The organism is Sediminibacterium sp. GW821-FHT12F12, assembly GCF_058806635.1.
This window is the reverse complement of the sequence record NZ_JBXAPW010000007.1, coordinates 116522-142242: the sequence shown is the minus strand read 5'-3', so window position 1 is coordinate 142242 and position 25721 is coordinate 116522. Positions and strand designations below refer to the sequence as shown.

The window sequence follows — 25721 nt, the reverse complement described above, 5'->3', positions numbered from 1 at the left end:
CTTTTGCAGCATGATGTTAAAACACACGTTGCTGAAAGCAACAGAAGCCGGCGCGGCAGAGATCACCCGTTTTTTTAATGGTGAATTCAAAGTGAGTAACAAGGAAGGGATCAATAACCTGGTTACAGAAGCGGATCATGCTGCTGAAAAAGCCATTTTTGCAGTGATCCAGAAAGAATTTCCCGATCATTTTATCCTGAGTGAGGAGAGTGGTGAGATCGTGATGGACTCATCGTACAAATGGATCATCGACCCGATTGATGGTACGGTGAACTTTGCCAATGGCATTCCGATCTGTTGTGTCAGCATCGGGGTGGAACACAATGGCCAGATGATCATGGGTGCCGTATACAATCCTTTTCTGAAAGAATTATTTTTTGCGCAGCATGGTTTTGGCGCTACTATGAACGATAAAAGGATTCATGTAAGCGAAAAAACCGAAGTCATCAACAGCTGCCTCGTTACCGGATTTCCCTATACCTATCTCGATACCGCTAACGGACCGATAGAAATTTTCTCCAAACTGATCCGCAAAGGGGTGCCAGTTCGCCGGCTCGGCAGTGCCGCTATCGATCTTTGCTGGGTAGCCGCCGGCAGGTTTGATGGTTTTTACGAACACAAATTACAGGCATGGGATAGTGCCGCAGGTTTTCTGATTGTAGAAGAAGCCGGTGGTAAAGTAACCGACTTTAATGGCGATCATTACTCTCCCTACCAACCCCATATCATTGCCACCAACGGCAAGATCCATGATGAGTTACTGAGAGTCGTAAACGGAGGAGAATTTTAGAAAAAGCAGCGTTACAAAAAGCATATATAATTGGTATTACTATGGATCAAAGAACAGAAATCAGTGAGTTAGGAGAATTTGGTCTGATCGATCATCTTACCCGCAATTTTGAAATACACAATGCTTCTACCGTACTGGGTGTGGGCGATGATGCAGCTGTGATCGATCATTTTGGCAAACAGACCGTCATTACTACCGACCTGCTGGTAGAAGGTATTCACTTTGACCTTATGTATACCCCACTGAAACACCTGGGCTACAAAGCCGTGATGGTAAACCTCAGCGATGTGTATGCCATGAATGCACAGCCTACACAGATCACCATGAGCATCGCCATCAGCAACCGGTTCAGCCTGGAAGCACTGGACGAGTTTTACGAAGGGGTATATATTGCCTGCGAAAAACATGGAGTAGACCTGGTGGGAGGAGATACTTCTTCCTCCAACAAAGGTTTTATCATTTCTGTAACCGCCCTCGGCGAAGTGGTTCCGGAGAAACTGGTGAAACGCAGCACCGCACAGAAAGGAGACCTGATCTGCGTTAGCGGCGATCTCGGTGGCGCTTTCCTCGGTTTAACGCTCATGGAAAGAGAAAAAAAGATCTATCTCGAAAACCCACAACTGCAGCCCGACCTCGAGAACGAAAGTTATATCGTAGGCCGCCTGCTGAAACCGGAAGCACGGAAAGAAACCATCGAATTTTTTGAACAGAATGATATACTGCCAACTTCTATGATGGATGTGAGCGATGGTATCAGCAGCGAAGTATTACATCTCTGTAAACAAAGCAGTCTGGGTTGTGTGATCTATGAAGAAAAACTACCGATTGCAGATGATAGCCGCCAGGCTGCTTTTAAGTTCGGACTCGATCCCACTGTTTGTGCCTTGAATGGCGGAGAAGATTATGAGTTGATCTTTACCCTGAAACAGGAAGATTATGACAAGATCACCCTCAACGAAGAGATCAGTGTGATCGGTTATATGACAGATATAGAAGAAGGCTGCAAACTGCACACCAAAGGTGGAAATACTTTTCCAATTACCGCACAAGGCTGGAACGCGTTTCAGCAATGATCAGGCAGTAACCAGGGCCAGTACTTCCCATTCGTTATTCAGCATTACCATATTGGCATCATACCCTTTGGCAATCCTGCCCATGCTATGGGCTTTGTTCATTACCTGCGCGGGGTAGAGGCTTACCATGCGTAAGGCTTCGCCCGGTTCAATGCCAACATTCTCTACCAGTTTCCGCACAGAACTGGCCATGGTTAATGCAGATCCGCTGAGAATGCCGTTGGATTCGTACCTGTCGCCGGCGAGATGGTGTGGGTAAGGACCCTCGGTGGTTTCGGTTACCGCATCGGTGATCACAAACAAACGCTCCTGCATCATTTTTTTAGCAATACGTATCGCGGCAAAATCTACATGAAAACCATCGGGTACAATACTGGCCATGGCTTGGGGGTGATTAAAAATAGCACCAACCAGTCCGGGTGCGCGGTGTTGCAGCGGGCTCATGGCATTGAATAAATGCGTGGCGGTGGTAATACCTTCATCAAAAGCAGTGGTGGCTTCGGCGTAGGTGGCATTGCTATGGCCGGCAGAAATAATGACCCCGTAAGAGCGGATCAGCTCTATCACTTCTTTGCTGCAAACTTCCGGTGCCAGGGTAATCATGGTAATCACTCCCTTGCCGTACTCCAGCAGCTCTTTTGCTTCTTCAATTGTGGGTGAGTGTATAAATTTTTCCAGGTGGGCGCCTTTGCGAACGGGGTGTAACCAGGGGCCTTCTACATGCAAACCGATACATCCTTTACCCCCTTCTTTCCAGTAGGCCCTTACAGCATCTATACACGCAAAAAACACTTCTGTAGAATTGGTGGCAACCGTAGGTTGAAAATGGGAAGCGCCTCCCTTGCTGCAGTAATCATATAATTTGTGCAGGGATGCGGCTTCGGGGTAAACGGCCAGTAATCTGTCGTAGGCGCCATAGATCTGTATGTCCATAAAAGCCGGTGCTATCACAGGATATTTTTCCGCAGGTGTTTCTGCCAACGAGGCCGCTGCGCTTATGTCTACGATCTTTCCATCCTGCACCGTTACTACCTGTTCCTGCAGCCACTCTTCTCCGGTAAATACTTTATCTGCGTAATAGGTTTTTGTCATGTCAATCTTCTTCGTTGGGTAAAATTTTATATTGGTCGGCATCTTTCCAGAAAGGAAATTTTTGTCTTACTTCCTGCAGCCTGTCTTTTTCGAGAATGATGGTATAGATATCTTCTTCCTCCTGTTTATGATACAAAGTAACGCCCAGCGCATCCACTACCATACTGTCGCCACTGTGATGGATCCCATTCCCATCTTCTCCCACCCGGTTCACACCCACTACAAAGCACTGGTTTTCAATGGCTCTGGCCGTGAGTAAGGTTTTCCAGGCATGACTTCTTCGCTCGGGCCAGTTGGCTACATACAATAACACATCGTATTCGGGTGTATCGGTTGATTGCTGCCTTGCCCACACCGGGAAACGGAGATCGTAACATACCTGCAGATTGATCTTCCAACCCTTCACCTGTGCGATCAGCCTTTTATTACCTGCTGTATATTCCTTGTCTTCTCCTGCAAAAGCAAAACGGTGTCTTTTATCGTAATAGCCCAGTTTGCCATCGGGCAATACCCAGAGCAGGCGGTTATAATAATGGCCCTCCTCTTCTATAATAACACTGCCGGTGAGTACGATTTTTCTGGTAGCGGCTATCCGTTTCATCCATTGTACCGTAGTACCGTCCATTGTCTCGGCCAGTAGTTGGGGTCGCATGCTGAACCCGGTACTGAACATTTCAGGCAGTACCACGATCTCGGTTTTTTCGCGGATGCCCAGGATCTTTTCTTCCAGCATGGCCAGGTTGGCTTGCTTATCTTCCCAGTGTAAGCGGGTTTGAATGATGGTAAAACTAAGTGTTGGCATGGGGGAGGTATTATACCCTGCAAGTTAATGGAAACGGTAACTCAGCTGCACAGATCCGTATTGATGTGAATCGGTTTGGGTGGTGGTTTCTTTAGACTGTATAACCAGTGCCAGCTTGGTGGTAAATCTGCCGTTGGCAAAACATAGCCCGATATGCTGCAGAAACATCACCGGCTCCGGATCTGCAAGTACGGCACCCTGGCCCTTGCTGATTAAACCTCCCTGTACCGTAACATTATATCCCTGGAACAATACCTGTGGATACCAGTAGGCAAACAATTCAAACTTTCTATCAGTCTTTACGGCTCTTTTTTGCAGTCTTGTATTCCACAAAGCGCTTTGCTGGTTCTTTTCAAATGCGCCCAGACAGAAATAGGTACCAATACCGGCATAGGTGTAATTCATCCCCAGACTGGCTTCTATTACGGGTACAAATTTGAACAGGCTGCTATCCTGTAACAGGGTTTGGGCATATTTGATACCGGCATCAATGCCCAATGCATTCTGCACCTGGTATTGCCAGCCGGTAAAACGTGCATATCCCAGCATTTTATGATAACTGTTCTGGATATCCTCGCCCAAAGAAGCCTGTCCAACCTGTGCCAACGTAGCCTGGTACTGCAGAATAGCATCGTTGGCAGGAAAATGGGTTTGCATAAACTGCAGGTACAGATAACCGCAATAGGGGCGGTCAATATCTTTAGCACTGGTGGTTTTCCGGATTAGGGGGGTGTAGATCTTTTGTCCCAATTCATAAGAGCTGATGATCCTTTCGCCCTTTTTTTCTGTAGCGGTTCTGAGGTTGAAAAAAAAACCATTGGTATAATAGGCATCTTTTTTCTGCAACAGGTAAGCATCATTCTCGGTTGTAAACGTGAATTCCCTGCCATAGGAGGGGATTGATCGGGTTTGTGCACGCCCCTGTCCGACCATACAACAGCAGATCATCCACAACCAACCCTTTTGTACCCATTTTCTCATGCAGTTACCTACGATTTAGTTTCCTTACCCGATTTCAGCTTACTGATGGCATGCTGTATCAGCGGTCTTTCATAGCCTTTTTGTAACAGGAAAGCCGTTGTTTTGGCTTCCCGGTTCATATATTGTTCGTCTTTCAGGCTTTTCCATTTTGTCTGGGCCAGCTTTTGCAGGGTGTCCAGGTATTCGGTCTCATCTATTTCCTTCAGCGCCCGGCGGATATTCTGTTCACTTACCTTTTTCTGCCGCAGGGCATACACGATCCGGGTGCGGCCCCATTTGCGCTGGCGAAAATGGCCGCCGGCAAAAAGTACTGCAAACCGCTCTTCGTTCAGGTAATCCTCCTCAATCAGCCGGGAGAGCAGGATTTCCACGTCTTTTTGGAAGAGGCCAAAACTAAAAAGCTTCTCCCGTACTTCATAATGGCAACGCTCGCTATACCCGCAGTAGTGGCGGATCTTAGGGTAAGCCATTTCGGGGGTAACACGCTGTTTCAAGGGTGCAACTTATTGGATAATAGCCTATATTTGAAAACAATTCCCAATATCCTCCCGCTTTTCTTTCCTTAAAGTAACTATTTATTTGAAGAACCATGACCGATGTGAAACAGAAACATATCGTTTGCCTGATCGACGACGATAATATCTACCAGTACACCGCCCGGGTAATACTGGAATCTACCGGTTTGGCCAAGCAGATTCATTCTTTTTATGATGGTAAAGAAGCCCTCAATTATTTCATTGAACAGTTGCCCGCCAATCCCGATGCCCTGCCCGATGTGATCTTTCTCGATATCAATATGCCTGTGATGAACGGCTGGGAGTTTCTCGAAGAGTATAACAAACTTGCCACTTCCTTTCCCAAGCCCATCACGGTTTACATGGTCAGCTCATCAGTTAACAGCACCGATATGCAGCGGTCGCGCTCCTACAAATCCGTTTCCGATTACCTAGTAAAACCCGTGAACCGGAATACTTACCAGGAACTGATGGAAAACCTTTCCTGTTAACAAGTATCGGCTCAATCCACAACTCATTCACATTCGCCTTTTTAAGGAAACAGCCTGTGATTTCTATGAGGGAATATTAACATTTTACAGTAGGTTTGTTGCGAACTTAAATTGTGTAGAATGAAATTTATTGTTTCGTCATCTTCGCTGTTAAAACACCTGCAACAGATCAGCGGTGTGATCAATGCCAACACGGTTTTACCTATCCTGGAAGACTTTTTATTTGAGATACAGGACAAAAAACTCAATGTAGTAGCTACGGACCTCGAAACCGTGATGCGGGTTCAGATGGAAGTAGAAAGCAAAACCAATGGTAAGGTTTGTATTCCCGCCAAGATCCTGCTGGATTCGCTGAAGAATATTGCCGACCAGCCCCTGACTTTCAATATCGACAAAAATTTTGCCGTTGAAATTACCAGCGATAACGGTAAGTACAAGGTAATGGGCGAAAATCCGGATAATTTTCCGAAAGAACCCGCTGCCGATGATACCACCGGTTTTACCATGAGCAGCAGCGCCTTGCTGACCGCCATCAACAAAACCCTGTTTGCGGTGAGCAGCGATGACCTGCGTCCGGCTATGACAGGTGTTTTCTTTGAACTCACCAAAGACAGCGTGCAGTTTGTGGCCACCGATGCACACAGGCTGGTACGTTACAAAAGAACCGATACCAAAGCGTCTAAAACAGATTCTTTCATCGTTCCTAAAAAACCGCTGAACCTGTTAAAGAATGCCTTACCCGATAATGAAGATGAGCTCAACATCAGCTATAACAGCAACCACCTGTTTGTGAACCACGGTTCTACCCAGATGATCTGTAGACTGATCGATGCCCGTTTCCCCGATTACAAAGTGGTGATCCCTGCAGATAACCCTTACCGACTGATCGTAAACAAAGCTGATTTCCAGAATGCCTTACGTCGTGTAAACGTATTCAGTAACAAGAGCACCAACCAGGTGGCACTGAATATTACCGGCAGCGAATTACAGATGGCCGCGCAGGATGTAGACTTCAGCTTTGAAGGTAATGAGCGCATGAACTGCCAGTATGATGGCGAAGATCTGCAGATCGCTTTCAACGCCAAGTTCCTGATCGAAATGCTGAATGCCGCCGATACGGATGATGTACGGATGGAATTATCCACCCCCACCAAAGCGGGCCTCATCAAACCCACCGAGCAGGGCGAGGGAGAAGACCTGTTGATGCTGGTGATGCCGTTGATGCTGAATAACTAAACAAGCTGTTATAACAATAGTAAAGCCTCCGGAAACGGGGGCTTTTTTGTGAACAGAAGAACAGATGAACAAGGAACAGATGAACTGACGAACGCAGAACAAAGAACATAGAACATAGAACAACTATCCGTCTTACCCCCCACTCGCTCTTACGTGCAAACAATACAGTAATCAGGTCTTTACTGCCTGTAATGGATTTCTTAGTAAATTGACTGTCTAAACGATTGCCCCCATGGTAGAGAATATTATCCGCTATTTTGAGCAGATCCCCAGTTTGCACCGTGCTTTGATTCTGGCAGGTGGCATTACTTTTTTCTGGATCATCGAAGGGATGATCCCGATGTTCGGGTTCAGGTATAATAAATGGAAACACGCTTCCATTAATCTCTTTTTTACCCTCACTACCATTATTATCAATTTCGCCTGTGCCTTACTCATTGTTAAAGCGAGCGATTGGGTGGTGGCACATCAATTCGGTTTGCTCTACCTCGTGCAGCTGCCTTTGTGGTTATTCATGATTGCGGGATTATTATTGCTCGATCTTGCGGGCGCGTATTTTGTGCATTTTCTCGAACATAAGATCAAATGGATGTGGAAGTTTCACATGGTGCACCATGCCGATACACATGTGGATACCACAACAGCTAACCGTCACCATCCCGGCGAAAGTGTGCTGCGGGTGATCTTTACCATGGTGGGCGTAGTTGTTTGCGGCGCCCCTATGTGGCTGGTAATGATGTACCAGAGCCTGAGCGTGGTATTTACCCAGTTCAGTCATGCCAATATCCGTTTGCCGCTCTGGCTCGATAACGCACTCAGCTGGTTTCTCGTATCGCCCAATATGCACAAAGTGCATCACCATTATATGCGACCGCAGACAGACAGTAACTACGGGAATATTTTTTCGGTATGGGACCGCCTCTTCGGAACCTATGATGCTACCCCTATAGAACAGATCCGTTACGGACTGGACGTTTTGGATAATGCCAAAGATGAGAACCTGGGTTTTCAATTACGGATTCCGTTTGATAAAACGGTAAAGACAGATTATTAAAATACTTTTGCACCCAACCGTGCCTTAGTGCCTTTGTGTGGAACTTTATTTCTCTCACAAAGACACTAAGGCACGGTTTAATACATTTCGTTTATGAAAATCTGTGCTTTTATTCCTGCCCGTTACGCCGCTACAAGGTTTCCGGCCAAGCTAATGCAGCTGCTGGGTAACAAAACGGTGATCCGGCATACGTACGATAATACACTTGCTACCGGTTTGTTTGATGAAGTGTATGTAGTAACAGACAGCGATATTATTTTTAACGAGATCGTATCAAATGGTGGCAAAGCCATCATGAGCCTGAAAAATCACGAAAGCGGCAGCGACCGGATTGCAGAAGCCGTAGCCGGCCTTGATGTGGACCTGGTAGTGAATGTGCAGGGCGATGAACCCTTTGTAAAACGCGGGCCTCTCGAAAAATTACTGCGGGTTTTTGACGGGGATGACGGAAAAACCGTGCAGGTGGCATCCCTGATGCAGGTAATGAAAGAACAGCAGTTTATTGATGATCCCAACTATGTAAAAGTGGCCGTTGATAAAAACGGAAATGCCTTGCTGTTTTCGCGCAGCGTCATTCCTTATCCGCGCAGCAAAGAATCTCCGATTACTTACTACGAACATATTGGCGTGTATGCTTTCCGCAAACAGGCCCTGCTCAACTTCACCAGCTGGGAGATAACACCGCTGGAAGCCGCCGAAAAAATCGAATGCCTGCGTTATCTCGAAAACAGTGTGCCATTAAAAATGGTGGTAACCGATTATATGGGCATTGAAATAGATACACCCGAAGACCTGGAAAGAGCGGCGGGACTGCTTGGCAAATAAACCACTATTCAATGGAGGTAAAACTGTTTTTCTCTGTGCAACTCCAAATCTCTGCGACTCTGTGTTGAAAAACACCATTATGTCCCGAACGCATAAAGGGATAGGAGATATTTTTCAACTCAGAGACACGGAGTAACAGAGGGGCGCAGAGGGTGCTGTATGCCTGATTCAGCCATTCAACAAAAACCTACCCGGGATTCTTGTCTTTATTTTAATTTCCTGCCATGAGAAAGCTTCAACTGATCTTATTGCTGGCTTTATTGCTGTTGTGCGTGTTTCTTGTGAACGGCCAGACAACGGTTCCGGCCGAAAGTTTTAGTGTAACGGTTGTAAACGGGCAGAAAGAAGCCCTGGAAGGTGCTGTAGTAGAATGGCTGAAAGGCAACGATAAAAAACTGGTGAAAACCGCCGTTACCAATAAAAACGGCCTGTCGGTTTTTTACATGACCGTTCCGGAAGCATCCTTTCTCCGGGTAAATTATGTGGGATATGAAGCAGGTCTCTTCCCCCTATCTGCGGCAGAACTGGCCAACGGAAAAATTACCCTCGTATTACAACCTTTGGCCAAAACACTGGCTAACGTCAGCGTCAGCTCCCGCAAGCCCTTTATACAGCAGGCGCAGGGAAAAACCATTGTAAACGTAGACGCATCGGTTACCAACGCCGGCACCACCATACTGGAAGTGCTGGAAAAATCGCCGGGGGTAATGGTAGACAGGAACGGCGGTATCAGCCTGCAGGGCAAGGCCGGCGTGCTGGTATTGATAGATGATAAACCCACGTATGTATCAGGCAGCGAGCTGAATAATTTATTAAGCGGCATGAGCTCTTCGCAGGTAGAACAGATAGAACTGATTACAAGTCCATCGGCCAAATACGACGCCAGTGGTAATGCCGGCATCATTAATATCAAAACCAAAAAGAACCGGCAGGTAGGTTTTAACGGAACGGTTTCTACTTCCGTTGCACAGGGCCGTTATCCCAAAAACAATAATAGCCTGGTGCTTAATTACCGCAACGGCCGGTTTAATGCTTTTGCTACCTGGAGCAGTAATTTCAGCAAGAGTTTCATGGATATCTATGCGCTGCGGAAATATTTTACCCCCAGCGGTTCCTTACTCTCCATGTTAGATCAGCCTACCGGCTTTCTTAACCAGAACAGCAGTAATACCTTAAAAGCTGGACTTGATTTTTACGCATCCAATCAAACAACCATTGGTATTGCCTTTACCGGCATTGCCAATAACCGCAAGGGCAGCAGCGATGCGCTGGCTAACTGGAAAAATGCAAGCGGTGTTACTGATTCTACCATCCGGACCTTTGGTGCTACCCGCGGCCGTTTTCGCAACGGGGGTATTAACCTGAATGCCAAACACACGATCTCCCGTACACAGGAGATCTCGGCAGATCTTGATTATTTGTCCTACGATATCGGCAATACACAGGCGTTCAGCAACCTGTTACAAGCTACCGGTGGCTATAACGAAGGTTCACGCGGCAGTTTACCGGCAACCATCACCATCCATTCTGCCAAGCTGGACCATACGGCACAGCTCGGTAAAAATACCAGACTGGAATCGGGTTATAAACTTTCTTCTATCCGCACCGATAACCTTGCTGCCTATGAAATATACGATGGCGCTGCCTGGAAAGAAGACCTGAATAAAAGCAATCATTTTTTATACGAAGAAACTATTCATGCACTCTACACCAGCTTTGAACAGAAAAACGCAAAGCTGAGTTACCAGTTGGGCCTGCGTTATGAGAACACGCATTACAATGCACACCAGCTGGGTAACGCACGGCAAAAAGACTCTGCTTTTTCAAGGACTTATTCAGGACTGTTCCCTTCGGGTTATATCAGTTTACAGGCCGATTCGTCCAACACCTTCACCCTTACCGCCGGCCGCCGGATTGACCGGCCGCCTTTTCAGAAACTAAATCCCTATGTTTCTATCATCAACAAATACACGTACGAAAGAGGCAACCCGTTTTTTCTGCCACAGTACAGCTGGAATATGGAGTTAAGTCACCAGTTCCGCCAATGGCTTACCACCACCGTTTCGTACAGCATTATCAAAGACTATTTCTCCCAGTTATTCCTGAATGAGGGAAGTGATATTCTTGTTTACACCAATGGCAATGTGGGTCGTATGACCAACCTCGGTATTTCCATGGCCGTACAGGCAAGCCCCTTGCGTTGGTGGAGTTTCTCCGGACAGGCACTCTATAACCACAAAGAATTAAAAGGCTATCAGAATGTGAATTATAACTCCAACGTATCGCAGCTGAACCTGAGCATGAATAACCAGTTTAAAGCAGGCAGGCTGTATACCTTTGAACTGTCTGGTTTTTATACTACCCGCGCCCGTAACGATCTGCAGGAGCTGTTATATCCTACAGGCCAGCTATCTGCCGGTGTTGCCCGCCCGGTATTCAATAAAAAAGGAACCCTTCGCCTCAGTGTGAGAGATCTTTTCTTTACACAGGCCATGGAAGGCCTCACCGATTTTCCGGGTGCAGAAGAATATTTCATCCTGCGGAGAGATACCCGTGTTGTTAACCTCGGACTCACCTACCGCTTTGGTAAACCCCTCAAAACCGCCCGCCGTACATCCGGCAGCGCCAAAGACGAGATGGACCGGGTGGGATCGGGCGGGTAGGTAGGGAACAGATGAATATTGAACAGACGAACAGATGAACAGATGAACAGACGAATGTCGAATGAACGGGTAGATGATCTGCTCATTAAACCCTTCCGTTCAATGTTCCTTGTTCGTCTGTTCGTCTGTTCATCTGTTCAATTTTCCTCGTATCTTCCTGTACCAAAATCGATTGCAATGAATAAAAGCAAACTGGTACAGTGGTCAATTGTAGTGGCATTGGCGGGTTTTATTTTCGGTTTCGATACCGTTGTTATTTCCGGTGCCAACCAACCCATTAAGGAACTCTGGCAAACCACTCCTTTGTTTCATGGCTTTTTTATCATGTCGATGGCTTTGTGGGGAACCGTGCTGGGTGCCATTTTTGGTGGCATTCCTACAGAGGTCTTTGGAAGAAAAACAGTGTTGTTGTGGGTAGGCATTCTCTTTGCCGTATCGGCAGTGGGTTCTGCACTGGCTACAGGTCCGTATATATTTTCTTTTTTTCGTTTTATCGGTGGTGTGGGTATCGGTGTTTCTTCGGTAGTGGCACCTATTTATATTTCTGAGATCTCTACCCCTGTAACCCGAGGTCGTTTGGGAGCGCTGTACCAATTCAATATCGTTTTCGGGATCCTGGTGGCGTTTTTATCCAATTATTTCCTGCAGGGTGTTGGCGGCGAGAACGACTGGCGCTGGATGCTGGGTGTACTCGCTTTTCCCGCTACCATTTATACACTGCTGGTATTCGGTGTGTCGGAAAGTCCGCGCTGGCTCATCACCAAAAAGAATGACCTCGCCAAAGCCAAAGCAATTATGTTACAGATCGGCGTAACCGATGTAGAAGCTGAAACTGCGGCTATCATACAAAGTAACCAGCATGAGAATGTGAGTGGCAAACCCCTGGCTTTCTTTAACCCTAAACACAAAAAGATCATTTACCTCGCTTTCATGGTGGCATTTTTTAACCAGTTATCGGGTATCAATTTCATTCTCTACTATGCGCCCGAGATCCTGGAGAAAGCCGGACTGGCCGCCAAAGAATCCCTGTTCAATTCCATCGCTATTGGCGGCGTAAACCTGATTTTCACATTTGTGGGCCTGTATCTGATCGACCGGCTGGGTCGGAAAACCTTATTGGTGATCGGCTCCTGGGGATATATCCTGAGTTTATCCATGGTATCATGGGCCTTTTATTCGCATGCAGGACCTGTTTTCCTGATGAGTTTCCTTCTGTTGTTTATTGCCGCGCATGCCATTGGGCAGGGAGCCGTGATCTGGGTATTCATTTCTGAGATCTTCCCCAACAAGATCCGCAGTGCGGGCCAATCTTTTGGCTCCAGTATTCATTGGGTATTTGCAGCATTGATTACCCTGGTAACGCCGGTATTTCTTGATAAAAACAATGGCATTTTTAAAGACAATCCCTGGCCCATTTTTGCTTTTTTTGCCGGTATGATGGCTTTGCAGCTGGTCTGGGTATTTACCAGTGTTCCGGAAACCAAGGGGGTATCGCTGGAAGAGCTGGAGAAAAAGCTGAGCAGCTAGGCAGACGATGGGCTTATCTTTTGGTAATGCAGGTGAATATCTTCCTGTACAGTGTGTAACTTTACAAGGCAAGGCTCTGTCATTCAGGCTACCGTTTTATAAACCTTATTACTTACGCCAAAAGCGTTCCGCTTCTCAGGATCTGCACCCATGAACAAAACAGAAGCTCCTATCCGGATTTTAAGTATGGATGGAAAGATCCGCTGGATACTTGCCTTTTCTGTCGTTGCTTTCACTTTATTTCTATTGGTACTCCTGCAACAGAAAAACAAACAGGATTCTTCACGTTTATTAATAGACCATACCAATCTGGTGATCCGGCAGATTGATACCATTGGACTGGTATTTACCGAAGCCGAAGCTGCTACCCGCAGTTACCTGGTTGTACATGATAGCGGTTGGCAGCAGCAGGTGTCTGTTTTACATCCACTTATCAGTGCAGCTGTTTTCAGGCTGCTGGAACTAACCAAAGAAAATGCTACGCAGCAAATAAATGTATTAAAGCTACAGGACTGGTGTTCGCAAAAAGAAAGATTTCAAAAAAAACTATTGTCGCAGGAATTTAGCGCCGATTCAATTGCCCGAATGATCCGCCCCAATGGAGAGGGCCCTCTTATCAGCCGTACGGTTAAACAACTGCTTCGAAAACTCAGGGATGTAGAGGAACAATTATTGGCACAGCGGATGGCGCTGAACGAAGAGAGTTACAAAACAAGTATTTATACGGCCTTTGCCGGAGGGGTTTTTGCCATCTTACTGGTATTGGCCATTCTCTCCCGCCTGAAGCTGGATATTAATCTTCGCAAAAAAGCGGAAGTAGAGCTGGCCAGCAATGAAGAAAAGTACAGAAAGCTGATCGAGAATGCAGGAGCCGTTATGTACACCACCGATGCAAAAGGTAATATCAGTTTTGCCAATAACCGCATTGCCGAATTAACCGGTTATACGGTAGACGAATTAACCGGCAAACATTTTTCTGTTTTACTCGAACCAGAATGGACAGAGAAAGCGGTTGCCTTTTACCAGGATCAATTTCAAAAAGCCACACCGGCCAGTTATCTTGAATTGCAGATCAAAACAAAATCGGGTGAGTGCAAATGGGTGGAGCAGGCAGCTCAGTTGCTGATAGATGAGGAGCAGATCCAGGGTTTTCAGTGTATGGTAAAAGATATTACCGAGCAGAAACTGGTGCAACAGGAGCTGGACGAATCAGAAGCCAGGAGAAAAGAAAATGAATACCGGCTGAATGCCATTCTCGATAATACCAATACACTTATCTTCATCAAAGACCTTGATTTCAGGTATTTGGTGGTGAACAGGCGGTTCAAAGAAGTGTTTGAGCTGACGGATGAAATGGTACTCAACAAAAAAGACCACGACTTTAATCCGAAAGCACTGGCAGATCATTACCTCGAAATAGACAAACAGGTAATTGCCACCGGCAAAGCCGTTCAGATAGAAGAAGCGCTGGACACACCGGAAGGAAAAAGAAATTTTCTGGTAGCAAAATTTCCATTGTTCGACGACAGTCAGCAGCTATTTGGTATCAGTGGTATCGCTACCGACATTACAGAGTCTGTTGAAAACCGCCAGCAATTGATGGTGGCACTGAAAAAAGCAGAAACGGCCCAGCAGATCCAGGAACAGTTTCTCGCCAATATGAGCCACGAGATCCGCACCCCCATGAACGGCATACAGGGTATGACGAGGCTGCTCATGGAAACCAGCTTATCGGAAGAGCAGAAACGTTTTACGAATATCATCAACCGATCACTGAATAACCTGGTGGTGATCGTGAATAATGTACTGGATTATTCGAACCTCAAAGCCGGCAAACTTACGCTGGACAGTTTTGCGTTTGATGTAGCCGAGACAATGGAAGAGCTGAGAAAACATTTTGAACACGCGCTCGGCAACAAAAAGCTAACATTTACCATCCAGCTGCAGGAAGGAACGCCACGTTTTGTAAAGGGAGATGCCTTCCGGTTAAAACAGGTGCTTACCAATCTGATAGGCAATGCCATCAAGTTTACCAATGAAGGATCCATAGAACTGGTTATCTGTGTAAAAGAACAGGATGAAAACATCTCACGCCTTTCTTTTGCTTTGCGCGATACCGGCATAGGTATTGCCAAAGACAAGCTGGAAACCATTTTTGAGAGTTTTGCACAGGGAGATAAAAAAATAGCCAGCGGCTATGGTGGTGCAGGTCTGGGACTTACCATCAGCAAGGGATTGATTGAACTGCAGGGTGGACAGATCTCTGTTATCAGCGAACAGGGCACCGGGGCCACATTCCTCTTCGACATTCCTTTTGGCAGGGCGCACAGTAAAGATGTAGTGGCTTCGCAGGTAGATTTTGCTTCGAAGCTGGCTGGTAAAAGAATTTTAGTAGTAGAAGATAATATTGTGAACCAGCGCCTGATCGATTTTGTTTTAAAGAAAATGAGTATCACGGCCGATATTGCTGATAACGGGCAGCTGGCCATAGAGAAATGCCAGAAGAATCCGCCATACGATCTGATTATTATGGACCTGCAGATGCCGGTGATGGATGGTTATGAAACCACTATTTACCTGCGGGAAAAAATGGGGCTCAAAACACCGATCATTGCCATGACAGCTACGGCCTTAAAAGAGGACCAGGAAAGAAGTGCCCGCGTGGGAATGAACGATTTTATGGTGAAGCCCTTCGATTTTAATGACCTGTATGCCCGAATGATCCGTTTATTGTTCCATGTAACCATACAGCAGGAGCTGATACAGACAGAACAGGAAACCCCGGAAAAAGGGTATGACCTTGCCTTGCTCGAAGAACTGGAAGATCCCGGCTATGTACTGGAAGTGCTGGACTTTTTTCTGGAGCATGCCCCGGCAGATATCAAAGAGTTAAGGGTGCTGGTGCTGGAGAACAACCGCGATGCTCTCTCTAAAAAAGCACATAAGCTGAAAGGAGCATGCGGTATGTTAAAGGCCGAAAAATTACAGGGTCTGCTGGCTGGTATAGAACTCGGTGCTAAAAAAGACAAACCGATGGAAGAACTGGCGAAGGATGTAACCGAAATACAAAAACTGTTTTCAGAACTTGAAAAAGCCCTGCAAAAGGAAGTAGCACAACTGAAAAAACAGGTGGCCAAAGGCAGCTAAAATGAGTTAATTTCGTAAAAATCAGCGATATCAATTATGAAGATTCTGGTAGCAGAAGATGAACCGATGTTATTGAAAACCATTGAACTCAAACTCAAAAAAGAGGGCTACGAAGTCATTGTAACCGCTGATGGCAGGCAGGCGGCTGAGCAGATCGAATCGGCCAATCCGGATATGGTAATCACAGATATTATGATGCCTTATGTATCGGGTCTGGAATTGATTAATTTAATAAGACAGAAGTTGAACCGAAAAACACCCGTTATCATACTTTCCGCCATGGAGCAGGAGAAAGTAGTAATGGAAGCTTTTGAACTGGGTGCTGATGATTATATCACCAAACCCTTTAGTTTAAATGAACTGGTTATCCGTGTAAAAAGATTGGTGGCCCGCGCAAAAACCTAAGATCTACTTACGTTGTTCTTATTGTTCACAAATACCCCGTGTGCATGATCCGTACCGTAAAATGGAGAACCCTCGTTACCCTGCTCTTCCCCTTGTTGATGGGTAATGCGCTGTATGCACAGGATACTACCAGTGCTGATGGTTTACTGGTAGCGGCCCGTAAGGCGGCGTTCGATGAAAACAATTATCCCAAAGCAAAAGCTTATCTATACAAAGCCCTGCGAATCAGTCCCGACTACGCAGATATCCGGATTTTTTTGGGAAGAATTCACACCTGGACCAAAAACTATGACAGTGGGCGGATCTGCTTTCAACAGGTACTGGCTGCACGGCCTGATTACGAAGACGCCAATATTGCTTATGCCGATCTCGAATATTTCAGTGATCAGTATGAACGTTCGCTGGAGATCTGCCGTAAAGGCTTAAAGAACAATCCCGGTTCAGAAGCGCTCATGTTCAGAGAAGCCAAAACCCTGAATGCGCTTTCCCGTACAGAAGAAGCCGATCGGGCTTTGCAGAAATTGCTGCTGCTGAATCCCGCCAATAAAGAAGCACTGGACCTTGCCAAAACCATGCGCGAAGCCAAACAAACCGCGAAACCGGATAGTATTATCCTTGTAACCAAACAGGAAAATATTGTTAACCAGGACAGCCTCTCGGCAGACGGCTTATTGGTACTGGCCCGCAAAGCCGCTTTTGATGATAACAATTATGAACTGGCAAAATACCGCCTGTACAAGGCTTTGCATATCAGTCCGGGTTATGCTGATATTAAAATTTTTCTCGGAAGAATTCATACCTGGACAAAATCGTACGATAGTGCCCGGTATTATTTCAATGGAGTATTAAAGAGTAGTCCAGATTATGAAGATGCTTCTGTTGCATTAATTGATCTGGAATACTGGAACGATGATTATACAAAAGCACTCGCTGTTACAGAAGAGGCTTTGAAATATCATCCTGAATCAGAAAACCTCTGGGTAAGAAAAGCCAAAGTATTAAATGCCGCCCGCCGTTATACAGAAGCGCAGGTGGCGGTTGACCGCGCATTACACATTAATCATAATAACAGTGAAGCCCGTTCGCTCGCCAACAGGATCAAAGAATCTTCTTATAAGAACAAGATCGGGTTAAGTTATGATTATGTGTATTTCGACAAACAATTTGCAGATCCCTGGCATCTTGCCAGTGTTGATTACACACGTACCACAGGTATTGGCTCGGTTACGGGCCGGGTTAATTTTGCCAACCGTTTTAAAGAGAATGGAGTGCAATATGAGCTGGAAGCCTACCCGCGTATATCAAATACCTTTTACTCGTATGTAAGTATTGGTTTCTCAGATAATATAGGTGTGTTCCCCAATTGGCGTGGTGGTTTTTCACTCTATGCCAACCTGCCCAAAAGTTTTGAGGGAGAACTGGGATTCCGTTACCTTAAATTTTCCGGCGATCCTACCTGGATTTATACCGCATACCTCGGTAAATATTATAAGAGCTGGTTATTTGGTGTAAGAACCTATCTCACCCCCAGTAATTTTACCAGTACCGTTTCCAGTTCTTACAATGCATCGGCCAGGTATTATTTTGCTACAGCAGATGATATGATCGGGTTCAATGTGGGTTATGGTATTTCTCCCGACGACCGTTTAAACTCCATCCAGCTGGATGGTTCTATCCGTTTGGTATCCTATAAAGCAGGGCTCAGTTTTAAAAAGAAGGTTTCCCGTTTCAGTGTCATCAGCATCGATGGCAGCTGGTTTAATCAGGAGTACCGTCCGCAGGAAAAGGGCAATCAATACCAAATCAGTATAGGATGGCTACGCCGTTTTTAAAAGTCAGCATATCCGGTATTCTACGCACACTGCTGCTGCTGTTGTTACTAACCCCTTTCTGGTTATGGCTCGCCTGGTTACTCACAGAAAAAAGAGTACTGGTAGTAGCCATTATCGATAAAACGGTGTTAACCACCAAGGGACAGGAACATATTTCTCTTAACTGGGTATTGAACCAGGAAAAATTCTCCAAAAAAAATACAGAACTCTATAACCGCGAAAAAGACTATTTTGGTTTTTTCCCGCTGGATAATAATAAATACCAGCTAAAGGGTCTGGAACGTTTCTCCAACAACAGGCTGCAGCAGTTAAGTCGTGATGTAGATGTTGCCTACCTCACAGATACTTACGGAATCTATAACAACGAATGGTATCATGAGGGCGATGACAAAGCCCGCTCAGGAATGGTATATGGCGGTATGAGCCGGCAGGATCTGTATTTTATTCAACAGATGCAGGCTACACACAAACTCATCATCACAGAGTTTAACTGCCTGGCCTCGCCAACCGATTCATCTGTAAGAGCTGGTTTTGAAAAAACCTTTGGTATCAAATGGACAAAATGGATTGGCCGTTATTTTGATTCTTTTGATACAAGCCGCAACAAAGAATTGCCGCGCTGGCTGGTTGATCTTTATAAAAAGCAACACAAAGGAAAATGGCCGTTCAACAAAGGCGGGATTGCTTTTGTGAATTCAGATGACAGGATCCTGATTCTGGAAGCGGGCACCCACTTACTCCAACCATTTCCGCAGATTATTTCGGGCAGGGAGGCGCAGCAACATTATGGATTACCGGCCACCATTCATTATTCGTTCTGGTTTGATGTAATCATACCAGATAAACGGCTGAACCAGGAGATCTCCCAATTCAAAATTGATGTGAATGATGCAGGAAAATACGAAATGACGAAATATGGCTTATCAACGGTTTTCCCGGCTATAACGGCACATGTTAACAGCGATTACCGTTTCTTTTATTTCTCTGCAGATTTTGCCGATAATCCTATCAGGTTAACTTCTTCCTATTTTCGGGGAATGCCACACTTTAAATCCTTTCTGTATAACCGGCGTGACCCGCTTGACCGGAATGGCTTTTTCTGGAATGTATACCAGCCGCTGGTGACCACTATTCTGAATGATTATTATAAAACCGGCCTGCACCATTAACGGGGCAGATACTTCCGCAGAAGGCTGTCCGGAACCACTTTCCGGCTTTTTAAAAAGCGTTCGTTTTTTTCTTTGAACCTGTTAAATGCTGCCCGTAGTTCATTCTTTTTAGCTTCATTACCATCGGGTTCAAGATCCATATTGCTACTGATCTTGTAAAGATCATTGCCATTCAGCAGTTGGTCGCCCATCACAAAATCAATCAGGTCTGTTTTTGTCTGCATAATAGGATACGCATGAATATTCCGGAACGGCCGCACAGTATCCAGTCCACTACCCATCCAGGCTACTGTATCCGGTAGCTGCAGGTGATAGCTTTTCTTCAGCCAGGCAAGCATACTGGGTGCAATATCAAAATGCGTTGATACGGATGAAATTTTAGCCACCCTCGCCAATCGGGGTGAGTATACAAGCAGGGGCACATGATAACGGTCTATTTTGGTGCTCATCGGTATTTCCGGCATGCGGTGATCTCCGGTAATGAAGAACACAGTGTTCGCAAAATCCGGTCTTCTCCTGTACTGATCCATAAAATCTCTGATGGCATCATCTGTATAGAGAATACTCGCATACTGCTTATTATACCTTCTGCATTCTGCTTTTTGTTTTTCAGACATGCCCAGTTCAGTCATCCGGTTTTCTAATCTGGCAAGGTATCTTTCCTGTTCGTTGATCTGAAACGGACTATGTGTTGAAACCGTTAACACCAAAGAAAAATAGGGCTGGCCGGTAACTTTCTGTGTGTTTAAAAAACGCCTGAACAGTTCTTTATCTCCATAGCCCCATGAAAAACCGTTCTGTGCAGGCATTTTGGTGTATCCCTGCGGAAAGTTTTTTTCGTCATTCAGTTCATCAATCGCATTTTTTTTCAGGTAAAGATCCATGTTGTCGAAATGCGAATCGCCACCGTAATAAAAAGAGGTTTTATACCCGTTATGTTTCAGCAGGTTCAGCAGAGATAAATGCAGGGGCATTTCCTCTCCCAGTTCAGAAAACCCGTTTCTGGCAAAAGGTATGGATGAAAGTACAGAGGGCAGGGCCGCAAAAGTTCTTCCCCCTTCACTCAGCATATTTTCCCAGTACAGGCTATGCTGCGATAGAGAATCGATAAACGGTGTAAAGTTTCCGAGATAAGCGCTTTTGTTGCTAAAAGCCCTGCCAAGTCCCTCTACCAGCAGAATTACGATATTGGGGGGTGTTTCTGCCGGGATAAAATAGGGCGATAAAACATCTTTCGAACTATCTACACTGTGCAGAAAAGGATAGCTTTTTTCATCCACATAGTTGTATCCAAACTGTTTTGCATCAGCCGAACTGATAGCATAATCGCCCGAATACCGATCCGAATAAATATCTTCTTCAGGTGCCTGCGGAAAGAAATGTTCATAAGAAGCCTGGAAAAAATGCTGCGACTTATTCAGTGAAATATTATTACTATGCTCTTTACCGGGCAACCATTTTGCTATTTCTTTTGATCCGTCTGTAGTTAACACCAGTATAAATGCGAGGAAAAAAACAAATAATGGCAGACCCCTTAGTTTTATTTTTTGAGGTAAATAAATAAATGCGGTGCTCAGTAATGACAGCATGGCCAGCAATAACAGTATCATGGCCGGTTTTACACCTCCTGATGCACCCACTGTTTGCCGGATATCTGCAATGGAATATCCCCAGAGGTCTGCCCCCAATGGCACCAGTGTTGTAATAAAATATTCTGACAGGAGTAATTGTATCAGTAACAATATCACAGACACAACAATAAAAACAATCTGTGCCAGTTTTTTATGCAGCAGATAACACAAAGCAAAAACCGGGTAAAACACGGCACCTAATTGCAAAAAGAAAACCAGGTCTTTTGCTAAACCGATTAAAACCACTTTACCAAATAAATCCGGTGTTCCGTGTTTGATCAGTTCATATACCAGCTCGTAGCCCCTTGCCACCAGTAATAGTAATAAAAGAACCAGGGCATGGTTGATATAAGACCTGAACGACTGGGTTATAAATGTGGCCGCCCGGATAATTGCCGGAATAATGGTTCGCTGTACAATCCATACCGATTCTTTGTGCTCTTCATGCGGAAGTGGCGGTGTAACAGGGTCTGGTGTTGTGGTAGTAAGTGCCACATCCGTAAGCTGCACCAATGCCGGAGCAGGTTGTGGGGTAACAACTGTTTTTTTCTGTGCAAAACCCTGCCGCGTCATTTCGCCCCAGCCTTTTTTCTTTTTAATGAGATCAAGATATCCCTTGATGGCACTCCATACCACAAAGGGATGGTAATAAAAAGGTTCGGTCATACCTGTCAGCAGCAGGCGGAGTATATCGATCCGTCTCTTATACTGGTTAAATGTGAGCACTTCCATCAAAATCGCGAAAGAGGAATAGAGGTACCCGAAACACACAATGAAAACCAGGAAAGAGAAAAAGAAATCCCAATCAATATATCCGAACCAGGCAAAAAAGACAAAAAAGATGATTCCCGAGAACTCAATAATGGGTGCCAATAATTCAAAAAAGAACCAGTACGGATAACTCAGCATACCCAATAATCCGTAGGAAGGATTAAAGAACATCCGCTTATGCAGCATCAATGTTTCGTAGGTTCCGCGGATCCAGCGATTGCGTTGGCGACCCAGGATCTTAAAAGTAGCCGGCGCTTCTGTCCAGCAGAGTGGATCGGGAATATAGGTAACTACATACTTCTCCTTCCGTTCTTCCATGTACCGGCGCATCCGTACCACCAGTTCCATATCTTCTCCTACCGTATTATGATTATATCCCCCGCATTTAATGGCAATCTCTTTATCAAACGCACCAAATGCGCCCGAGATCAGCATTAATCCATTCATCCGGCTCCAGGCCATTCTACCCAGAATAAAAGCCCGAATGTATTCGAGAATCTGAATACGGGGCAGATAGTCTTCGGCCAGCTTAACTTTAATCAATCGCCCGTCTTCAATTACACAGGAGTTGGCAATCCGCACCACACCACCCGTGGCAATTACCCTTTTATTAGTTTGCTCCAGAAAGGGTTTCACCATTTTCAGCAATGCATCCTGCTCAAGAATACAGTCTACATCAATACAAACGAGATAATTATTGGAAGACACATTGATGCCTACATTCAAAGCATCCGCTTTACCTCCATTCTCTTTATCAACTACAATCAGTTTGTTATAAATGCTGTTCCTGCTTTTATAAACACCTCGTATGGTTTTAGTGGGAATCTGCTGATGTACAAAAATATCTGTCTTCTCCAGATCATATGCCGCAATCAGCCGAGCGAGCGAATCATCCTTACTGCCATCATTGATAATGATTACTTCCAAATTAGCGTAATAGATCGAAAGCAGCGAGCGTACATTCTCTACCACTGTTTTTCCTTCGTTATAGGCCGGTGCGAGTATACTTACCGATGGGGCATGCACAGAACTGGCCAGTACCCGGTAATCGGTAAAACTGTTCTTCCACATATACCGGCGCGTTTCGCCGATAGAATACAAACCGATCAGTATATACGACAATAACAGCAGGAAGGAATACAGGAATATTCCGTAGGTAAGAAAATTAAACAGAAAAGTGGATATACTATCCCAGTTCATGAGGCCGTTTTTATATGTCGGTAAATCCGCTCAAATGGTTCAGGTTGCAGGAGGCTTCTTTTTTCTATCACCGCCATCCCGCTATCCGAGATCGACACGAGTACAAGTGCAGCTTTCAGTTTAATAGTGTCGTTTTCGTCATCCAGTAAACTCTCTATAAAATTCGCGTCTGCCTCTGTTGCCAATGAGCGCATTGCATCCAGTATATAGAGGCGGTTGATCAAAGATTCTTTGTTGAAATAACCGAGCAATATATTAGGTGTTTCCTCATCGGCCAGTCTTACCAGTGTTTTCAACGCCTGTGTACGAACCTGGTTATCTGCATGCACCAAACATTGTATCACATCATGCCGAACAGCAAATACCTGGTATTCATCGGCCAGTTTCAGCGCAAACACCACAACCGTAGTATTGGCAGCATGCAGCCAGGCAGGAATTTTGTCTGACAGATCTTCTTTCTTCGGGTATAAACGTAACTGCTCCAGTAATTTCAACTGTTGCCATTCAGTCAGCGGGTAAGAGATCACATCGAGAAAACGCAGACCGGGAAATCCCGTTAAATGAATCACACCCGTCTGTGCTTCCATCCGCACAAATTCATTGGTACTATTGGTGTTCTTATAAATCGTTTTCAGAATATCCTGCTGCTCCATCAGGTACAGCTCCTGTATACCCCTGGCTTTAATATGCCATCGGGTGGTATTACGCAGTTTAGCCAGCGAATCTTCTTTAAAGCCCAGCGCAACATACAGGGAAACGATATTATCCGTAACCCCACCTGAAAAATTCTTCTTACAGGAAATGAGCTCATTGATCGCAAACTGACGGGCATGTTTATTAATGAGAATACGTTTGAAATTTCGGATCAGGGTGGGCGTATCCACATCCTCTTCCATGATCACCTGTGTGATCCACTCTTCAATGTATTTCCGGATACGCTGGGTATAAAAGAAATTACGTTTCTGATTAAAGAGGTAAACATATATCGCCACCACTACTATTGCAATGCCAATAGACAGAATCTCTGCGCCTTTTAACAACATGTTGGGCGACATATACTTTTCTATCGTATCCATTACGGTAGACCGTAACAGGCTGCTCTCCGGTATAAAAGAAAGATATGTTGTAGGGAAGTTCCAAACCATTTCAGCTATCAGCAGTCAGAATTGCCGGTACTTTAAAGTTAGGTTAAACCATGTGATTTTGGTTCATTTCTTATCGTCAGGGAGAACTTTTCGCTGCACAGATAACTATTCACATTTACCGGCCGGCAGTTTGAAAATCGTTCTATCTGGAGTAGGTTTGCAAGTAGATACAGATTCTCGAAAAAAGACAGTTGCCGGCAGCGCCCCTGTCTGTAAAATAATCAACTATGCAATTCCGGAATTTTAAGATGGTCAGTTATGTGGTGTATGGCCGAGGCTGTTTTAACCAGTTAGATGAGATCCTGGCACCCCAGCGAAAAGGAAACGCCCCCATGATTTTTCTGGTGGATCATTTTTTCGAAAACAAACCCCTTGTTAACCGCATCCCACTGCGCGGAAAAGATAAGATTGTATTCGTGGATGTTACCTACGAACCCAAAACCACACAGGTTGATACACTGGCCCAGCAATTGAAGAACGAGTTCGGTACCATCAGCGGTGTCATCGGTATCGGTGGTGGCTCGGCCATGGACCTGGCCAAAGCCGTTTCATTGATGATGACCAACCCCGGCTCTTCTGCCGACTACCAGGGATGGGACCTTGTAAAACAGCCCGGTGTTTACAAAGCCGGTATACCCACCTTAAGCGGCACCGGCGCCGAAGTGAGTCGAACCACCGTATTAACCGGCCCTACCCGCAAACTGGGTATGAACAGCGATTTTACTCCTTTCGACCAGATCGTACTCGACCCCGAATTAACCAAAGACGCCCCCGTAAACCAGCGTTTTTACACGGGTATGGATTGTTATATCCACTGTATTGAAAGCCTGGAAGGCACATTCCTGAACGAGTTTAGCAAAAGTTATGGCGAAAAAGCCCTGCAGTTATGCCAGAAAGTGTTTGTAGAAAAAGACCATTGGGATGATGCCTGCGATGACCAGCTGATGATGGCTTCTTATGCCGGTGGTATGAGTATTGCTTATTCGCAGGTGGGCGTGGCGCATGCAGTGAGTTATGGACTGAGTTACCTGCTCGGTACCAAACACGGTATTGGTAACTGTATTGTGATGAACCACCTCGAAGAATATTATCCCGCCGGTGTAAAGGAATTCAAATACATGGTGGAAAAAAATAAGATCGAGATACCGCAGGGCATCTGCAAAGGTTTGTCGGAGGAGGATTTTGATAAGATGATGAACGTATCCCTGGGCATGAAACCCCTCTGGGAGAATGCCCTCGGCAAAGAATGGGAAAAGATCATGACCCGCGAAAAACTGCGAGCCATCTACGAAAAACTGTAATACACGCAGAACCCTTAACGCCTAACGCGGAACGCAAAAACAAGCGTTCCGCGTTAGGCGTTAAGCATTTA

General features: G+C 45.5%; 19 protein-coding genes. 13 read left to right on the top strand and 6 right to left on the bottom strand.

Annotation, left to right across the window (positions count from 1 at the left end):
• The first annotated feature begins 10 nt into the window (after window positions 1-10).
• Both AC1RNB_RS11825 and thiL read left to right on the top strand, forming a co-directional pair.
• The gene (locus AC1RNB_RS11825; protein ID WP_493083023.1) at window positions 11-790 is read left to right on the top strand and encodes an inositol monophosphatase family protein; all 780 of its coding nucleotides are present in this window, start codon (window positions 11-13) and stop codon (window positions 788-790) included.
• 41 nt (window positions 791-831) lie between these two features.
• Window positions 832-1863, top strand: a complete 1032-nt coding sequence (gene thiL, locus AC1RNB_RS11820) for a thiamine-phosphate kinase (RefSeq protein WP_493083021.1) — start codon at window positions 832-834, stop codon at window positions 1861-1863.
• On the opposite strand, the gene nagA is transcribed toward thiL, so the two are convergent.
• The 4 genes from nagA to AC1RNB_RS11800 are packed head-to-tail and all read right to left on the bottom strand — an operon-like array spanning window position 1864 to window position 5232.
• Window positions 1864-2955 (bottom strand): N-acetylglucosamine-6-phosphate deacetylase, encoded by a 1092-nt coding sequence (gene nagA / locus AC1RNB_RS11815; RefSeq protein WP_493083020.1) that lies wholly within the window; start codon window positions 2953-2955, stop codon window positions 1864-1866.
• A 1-nt stretch (window position 2956) separates the two neighbouring features.
• Window positions 2957-3757 carry an amidohydrolase gene (locus tag AC1RNB_RS11810; protein ID WP_493083018.1) on the bottom strand — a complete coding sequence of 267 codons (801 nt, stop codon included), beginning with the start codon at window positions 3755-3757 and terminating at the stop codon, window positions 2957-2959.
• Between the two features lie 24 nt (window positions 3758-3781).
• Complete coding sequence (locus AC1RNB_RS11805) at window positions 3782-4738, bottom strand: lipid A-modifier LpxR family protein (RefSeq protein WP_493083016.1); 957 nt, start codon at window positions 4736-4738, stop codon at window positions 3782-3784.
• 8 nt (window positions 4739-4746) lie between these two features.
• Window positions 4747-5232 carry a regulatory protein RecX gene (locus AC1RNB_RS11800; RefSeq protein WP_493083014.1) on the bottom strand — a complete coding sequence of 162 codons (486 nt, stop codon included), beginning with the start codon at window positions 5230-5232 and terminating at the stop codon, window positions 4747-4749.
• A 95-nt stretch (window positions 5233-5327) separates the two neighbouring features.
• Between AC1RNB_RS11800 and AC1RNB_RS11795 the strand changes: the two genes are divergently transcribed.
• The 10 genes from AC1RNB_RS11795 to AC1RNB_RS11750 all read left to right on the top strand — a co-directional run bounded on the left by AC1RNB_RS11795 (window position 5328) and on the right by AC1RNB_RS11750 (window position 19602).
• Window positions 5328-5744, top strand: a complete 417-nt coding sequence (locus tag AC1RNB_RS11795; RefSeq protein WP_493083012.1) for a response regulator — start codon at window positions 5328-5330, stop codon at window positions 5742-5744.
• Window positions 5745-5864: 120 nt separating this feature from the next.
• Window positions 5865-6980: a DNA polymerase III subunit beta gene (gene dnaN, locus AC1RNB_RS11790; protein ID WP_493083010.1), complete on the top strand. Its 1116-nt coding sequence runs from the start codon at window positions 5865-5867 to the stop codon at window positions 6978-6980.
• A 232-nt stretch (window positions 6981-7212) separates the two neighbouring features.
• Window positions 7213-8034 carry a sterol desaturase family protein gene (locus AC1RNB_RS11785; protein ID WP_493083009.1) on the top strand — a complete coding sequence of 274 codons (822 nt, stop codon included), beginning with the start codon at window positions 7213-7215 and terminating at the stop codon, window positions 8032-8034.
• A gap of 93 nt (window positions 8035-8127) precedes the next feature.
• On the top strand, window positions 8128-8859 hold the full coding sequence (kdsB, locus tag AC1RNB_RS11780; RefSeq protein WP_493083007.1) for a 3-deoxy-manno-octulosonate cytidylyltransferase: 732 nt from the start codon (window positions 8128-8130) through the stop codon (window positions 8857-8859).
• Between the two features lie 224 nt (window positions 8860-9083).
• Window positions 9084-11522, top strand: a complete 2439-nt coding sequence (locus AC1RNB_RS11775; protein ID WP_493083005.1) for an outer membrane beta-barrel protein — start codon at window positions 9084-9086, stop codon at window positions 11520-11522.
• Window positions 11523-11699: 177 nt separating this feature from the next.
• Window positions 11700-13049 (top strand): sugar porter family MFS transporter, encoded by a 1350-nt coding sequence (locus AC1RNB_RS11770; RefSeq protein ID WP_493083003.1) that lies wholly within the window; start codon window positions 11700-11702, stop codon window positions 13047-13049.
• A gap of 150 nt (window positions 13050-13199) precedes the next feature.
• Window positions 13200-16196 (top strand): PAS domain S-box protein, encoded by a 2997-nt coding sequence (locus AC1RNB_RS11765; protein ID WP_493083001.1) that lies wholly within the window; start codon window positions 13200-13202, stop codon window positions 16194-16196.
• Between the two features lie 36 nt (window positions 16197-16232).
• Window positions 16233-16601 carry a response regulator transcription factor gene (locus AC1RNB_RS11760; RefSeq protein ID WP_493082999.1) on the top strand — a complete coding sequence of 123 codons (369 nt, stop codon included), beginning with the start codon at window positions 16233-16235 and terminating at the stop codon, window positions 16599-16601.
• Between the two features lie 44 nt (window positions 16602-16645).
• Window positions 16646-18433, top strand: a complete 1788-nt coding sequence (locus AC1RNB_RS11755) for a YaiO family outer membrane beta-barrel protein (RefSeq protein WP_493082997.1) — start codon at window positions 16646-16648, stop codon at window positions 18431-18433.
• The gene (locus AC1RNB_RS11750) at window positions 18415-19602 is read left to right on the top strand and encodes a hypothetical protein (protein WP_493082995.1); all 1188 of its coding nucleotides are present in this window, start codon (window positions 18415-18417) and stop codon (window positions 19600-19602) included. Before AC1RNB_RS11755 ends, AC1RNB_RS11750 begins: the two co-directional genes overlap by 19 nt.
• Here the strand turns inward: AC1RNB_RS11750 and AC1RNB_RS11745 are convergent.
• Entirely contained in the window at window positions 19599-23204 is a 3606-nt protein-coding gene (locus AC1RNB_RS11745; RefSeq protein WP_493082994.1) for a sulfatase-like hydrolase/transferase, read from the bottom strand. The genes AC1RNB_RS11750 and AC1RNB_RS11745 overlap by 4 nt on opposite strands.
• Window positions 23201-24349, bottom strand: a complete 1149-nt coding sequence (locus tag AC1RNB_RS11740; RefSeq protein ID WP_493082992.1) for a HEAT repeat domain-containing protein — start codon at window positions 24347-24349, stop codon at window positions 23201-23203. The genes AC1RNB_RS11745 and AC1RNB_RS11740 overlap by 4 nt, the downstream gene beginning before the upstream one ends.
• A gap of 227 nt (window positions 24350-24576) precedes the next feature.
• Here AC1RNB_RS11740 and AC1RNB_RS11735 point away from each other — a divergent pair, with 227 nt between their 5' ends.
• Window positions 24577-25650, top strand: coding sequence for an iron-containing alcohol dehydrogenase family protein (locus AC1RNB_RS11735; protein ID WP_493082990.1), 1074 nt, complete (start codon window positions 24577-24579; stop codon window positions 25648-25650).
• Window positions 25651-25721 lie beyond the last annotated feature (71 nt).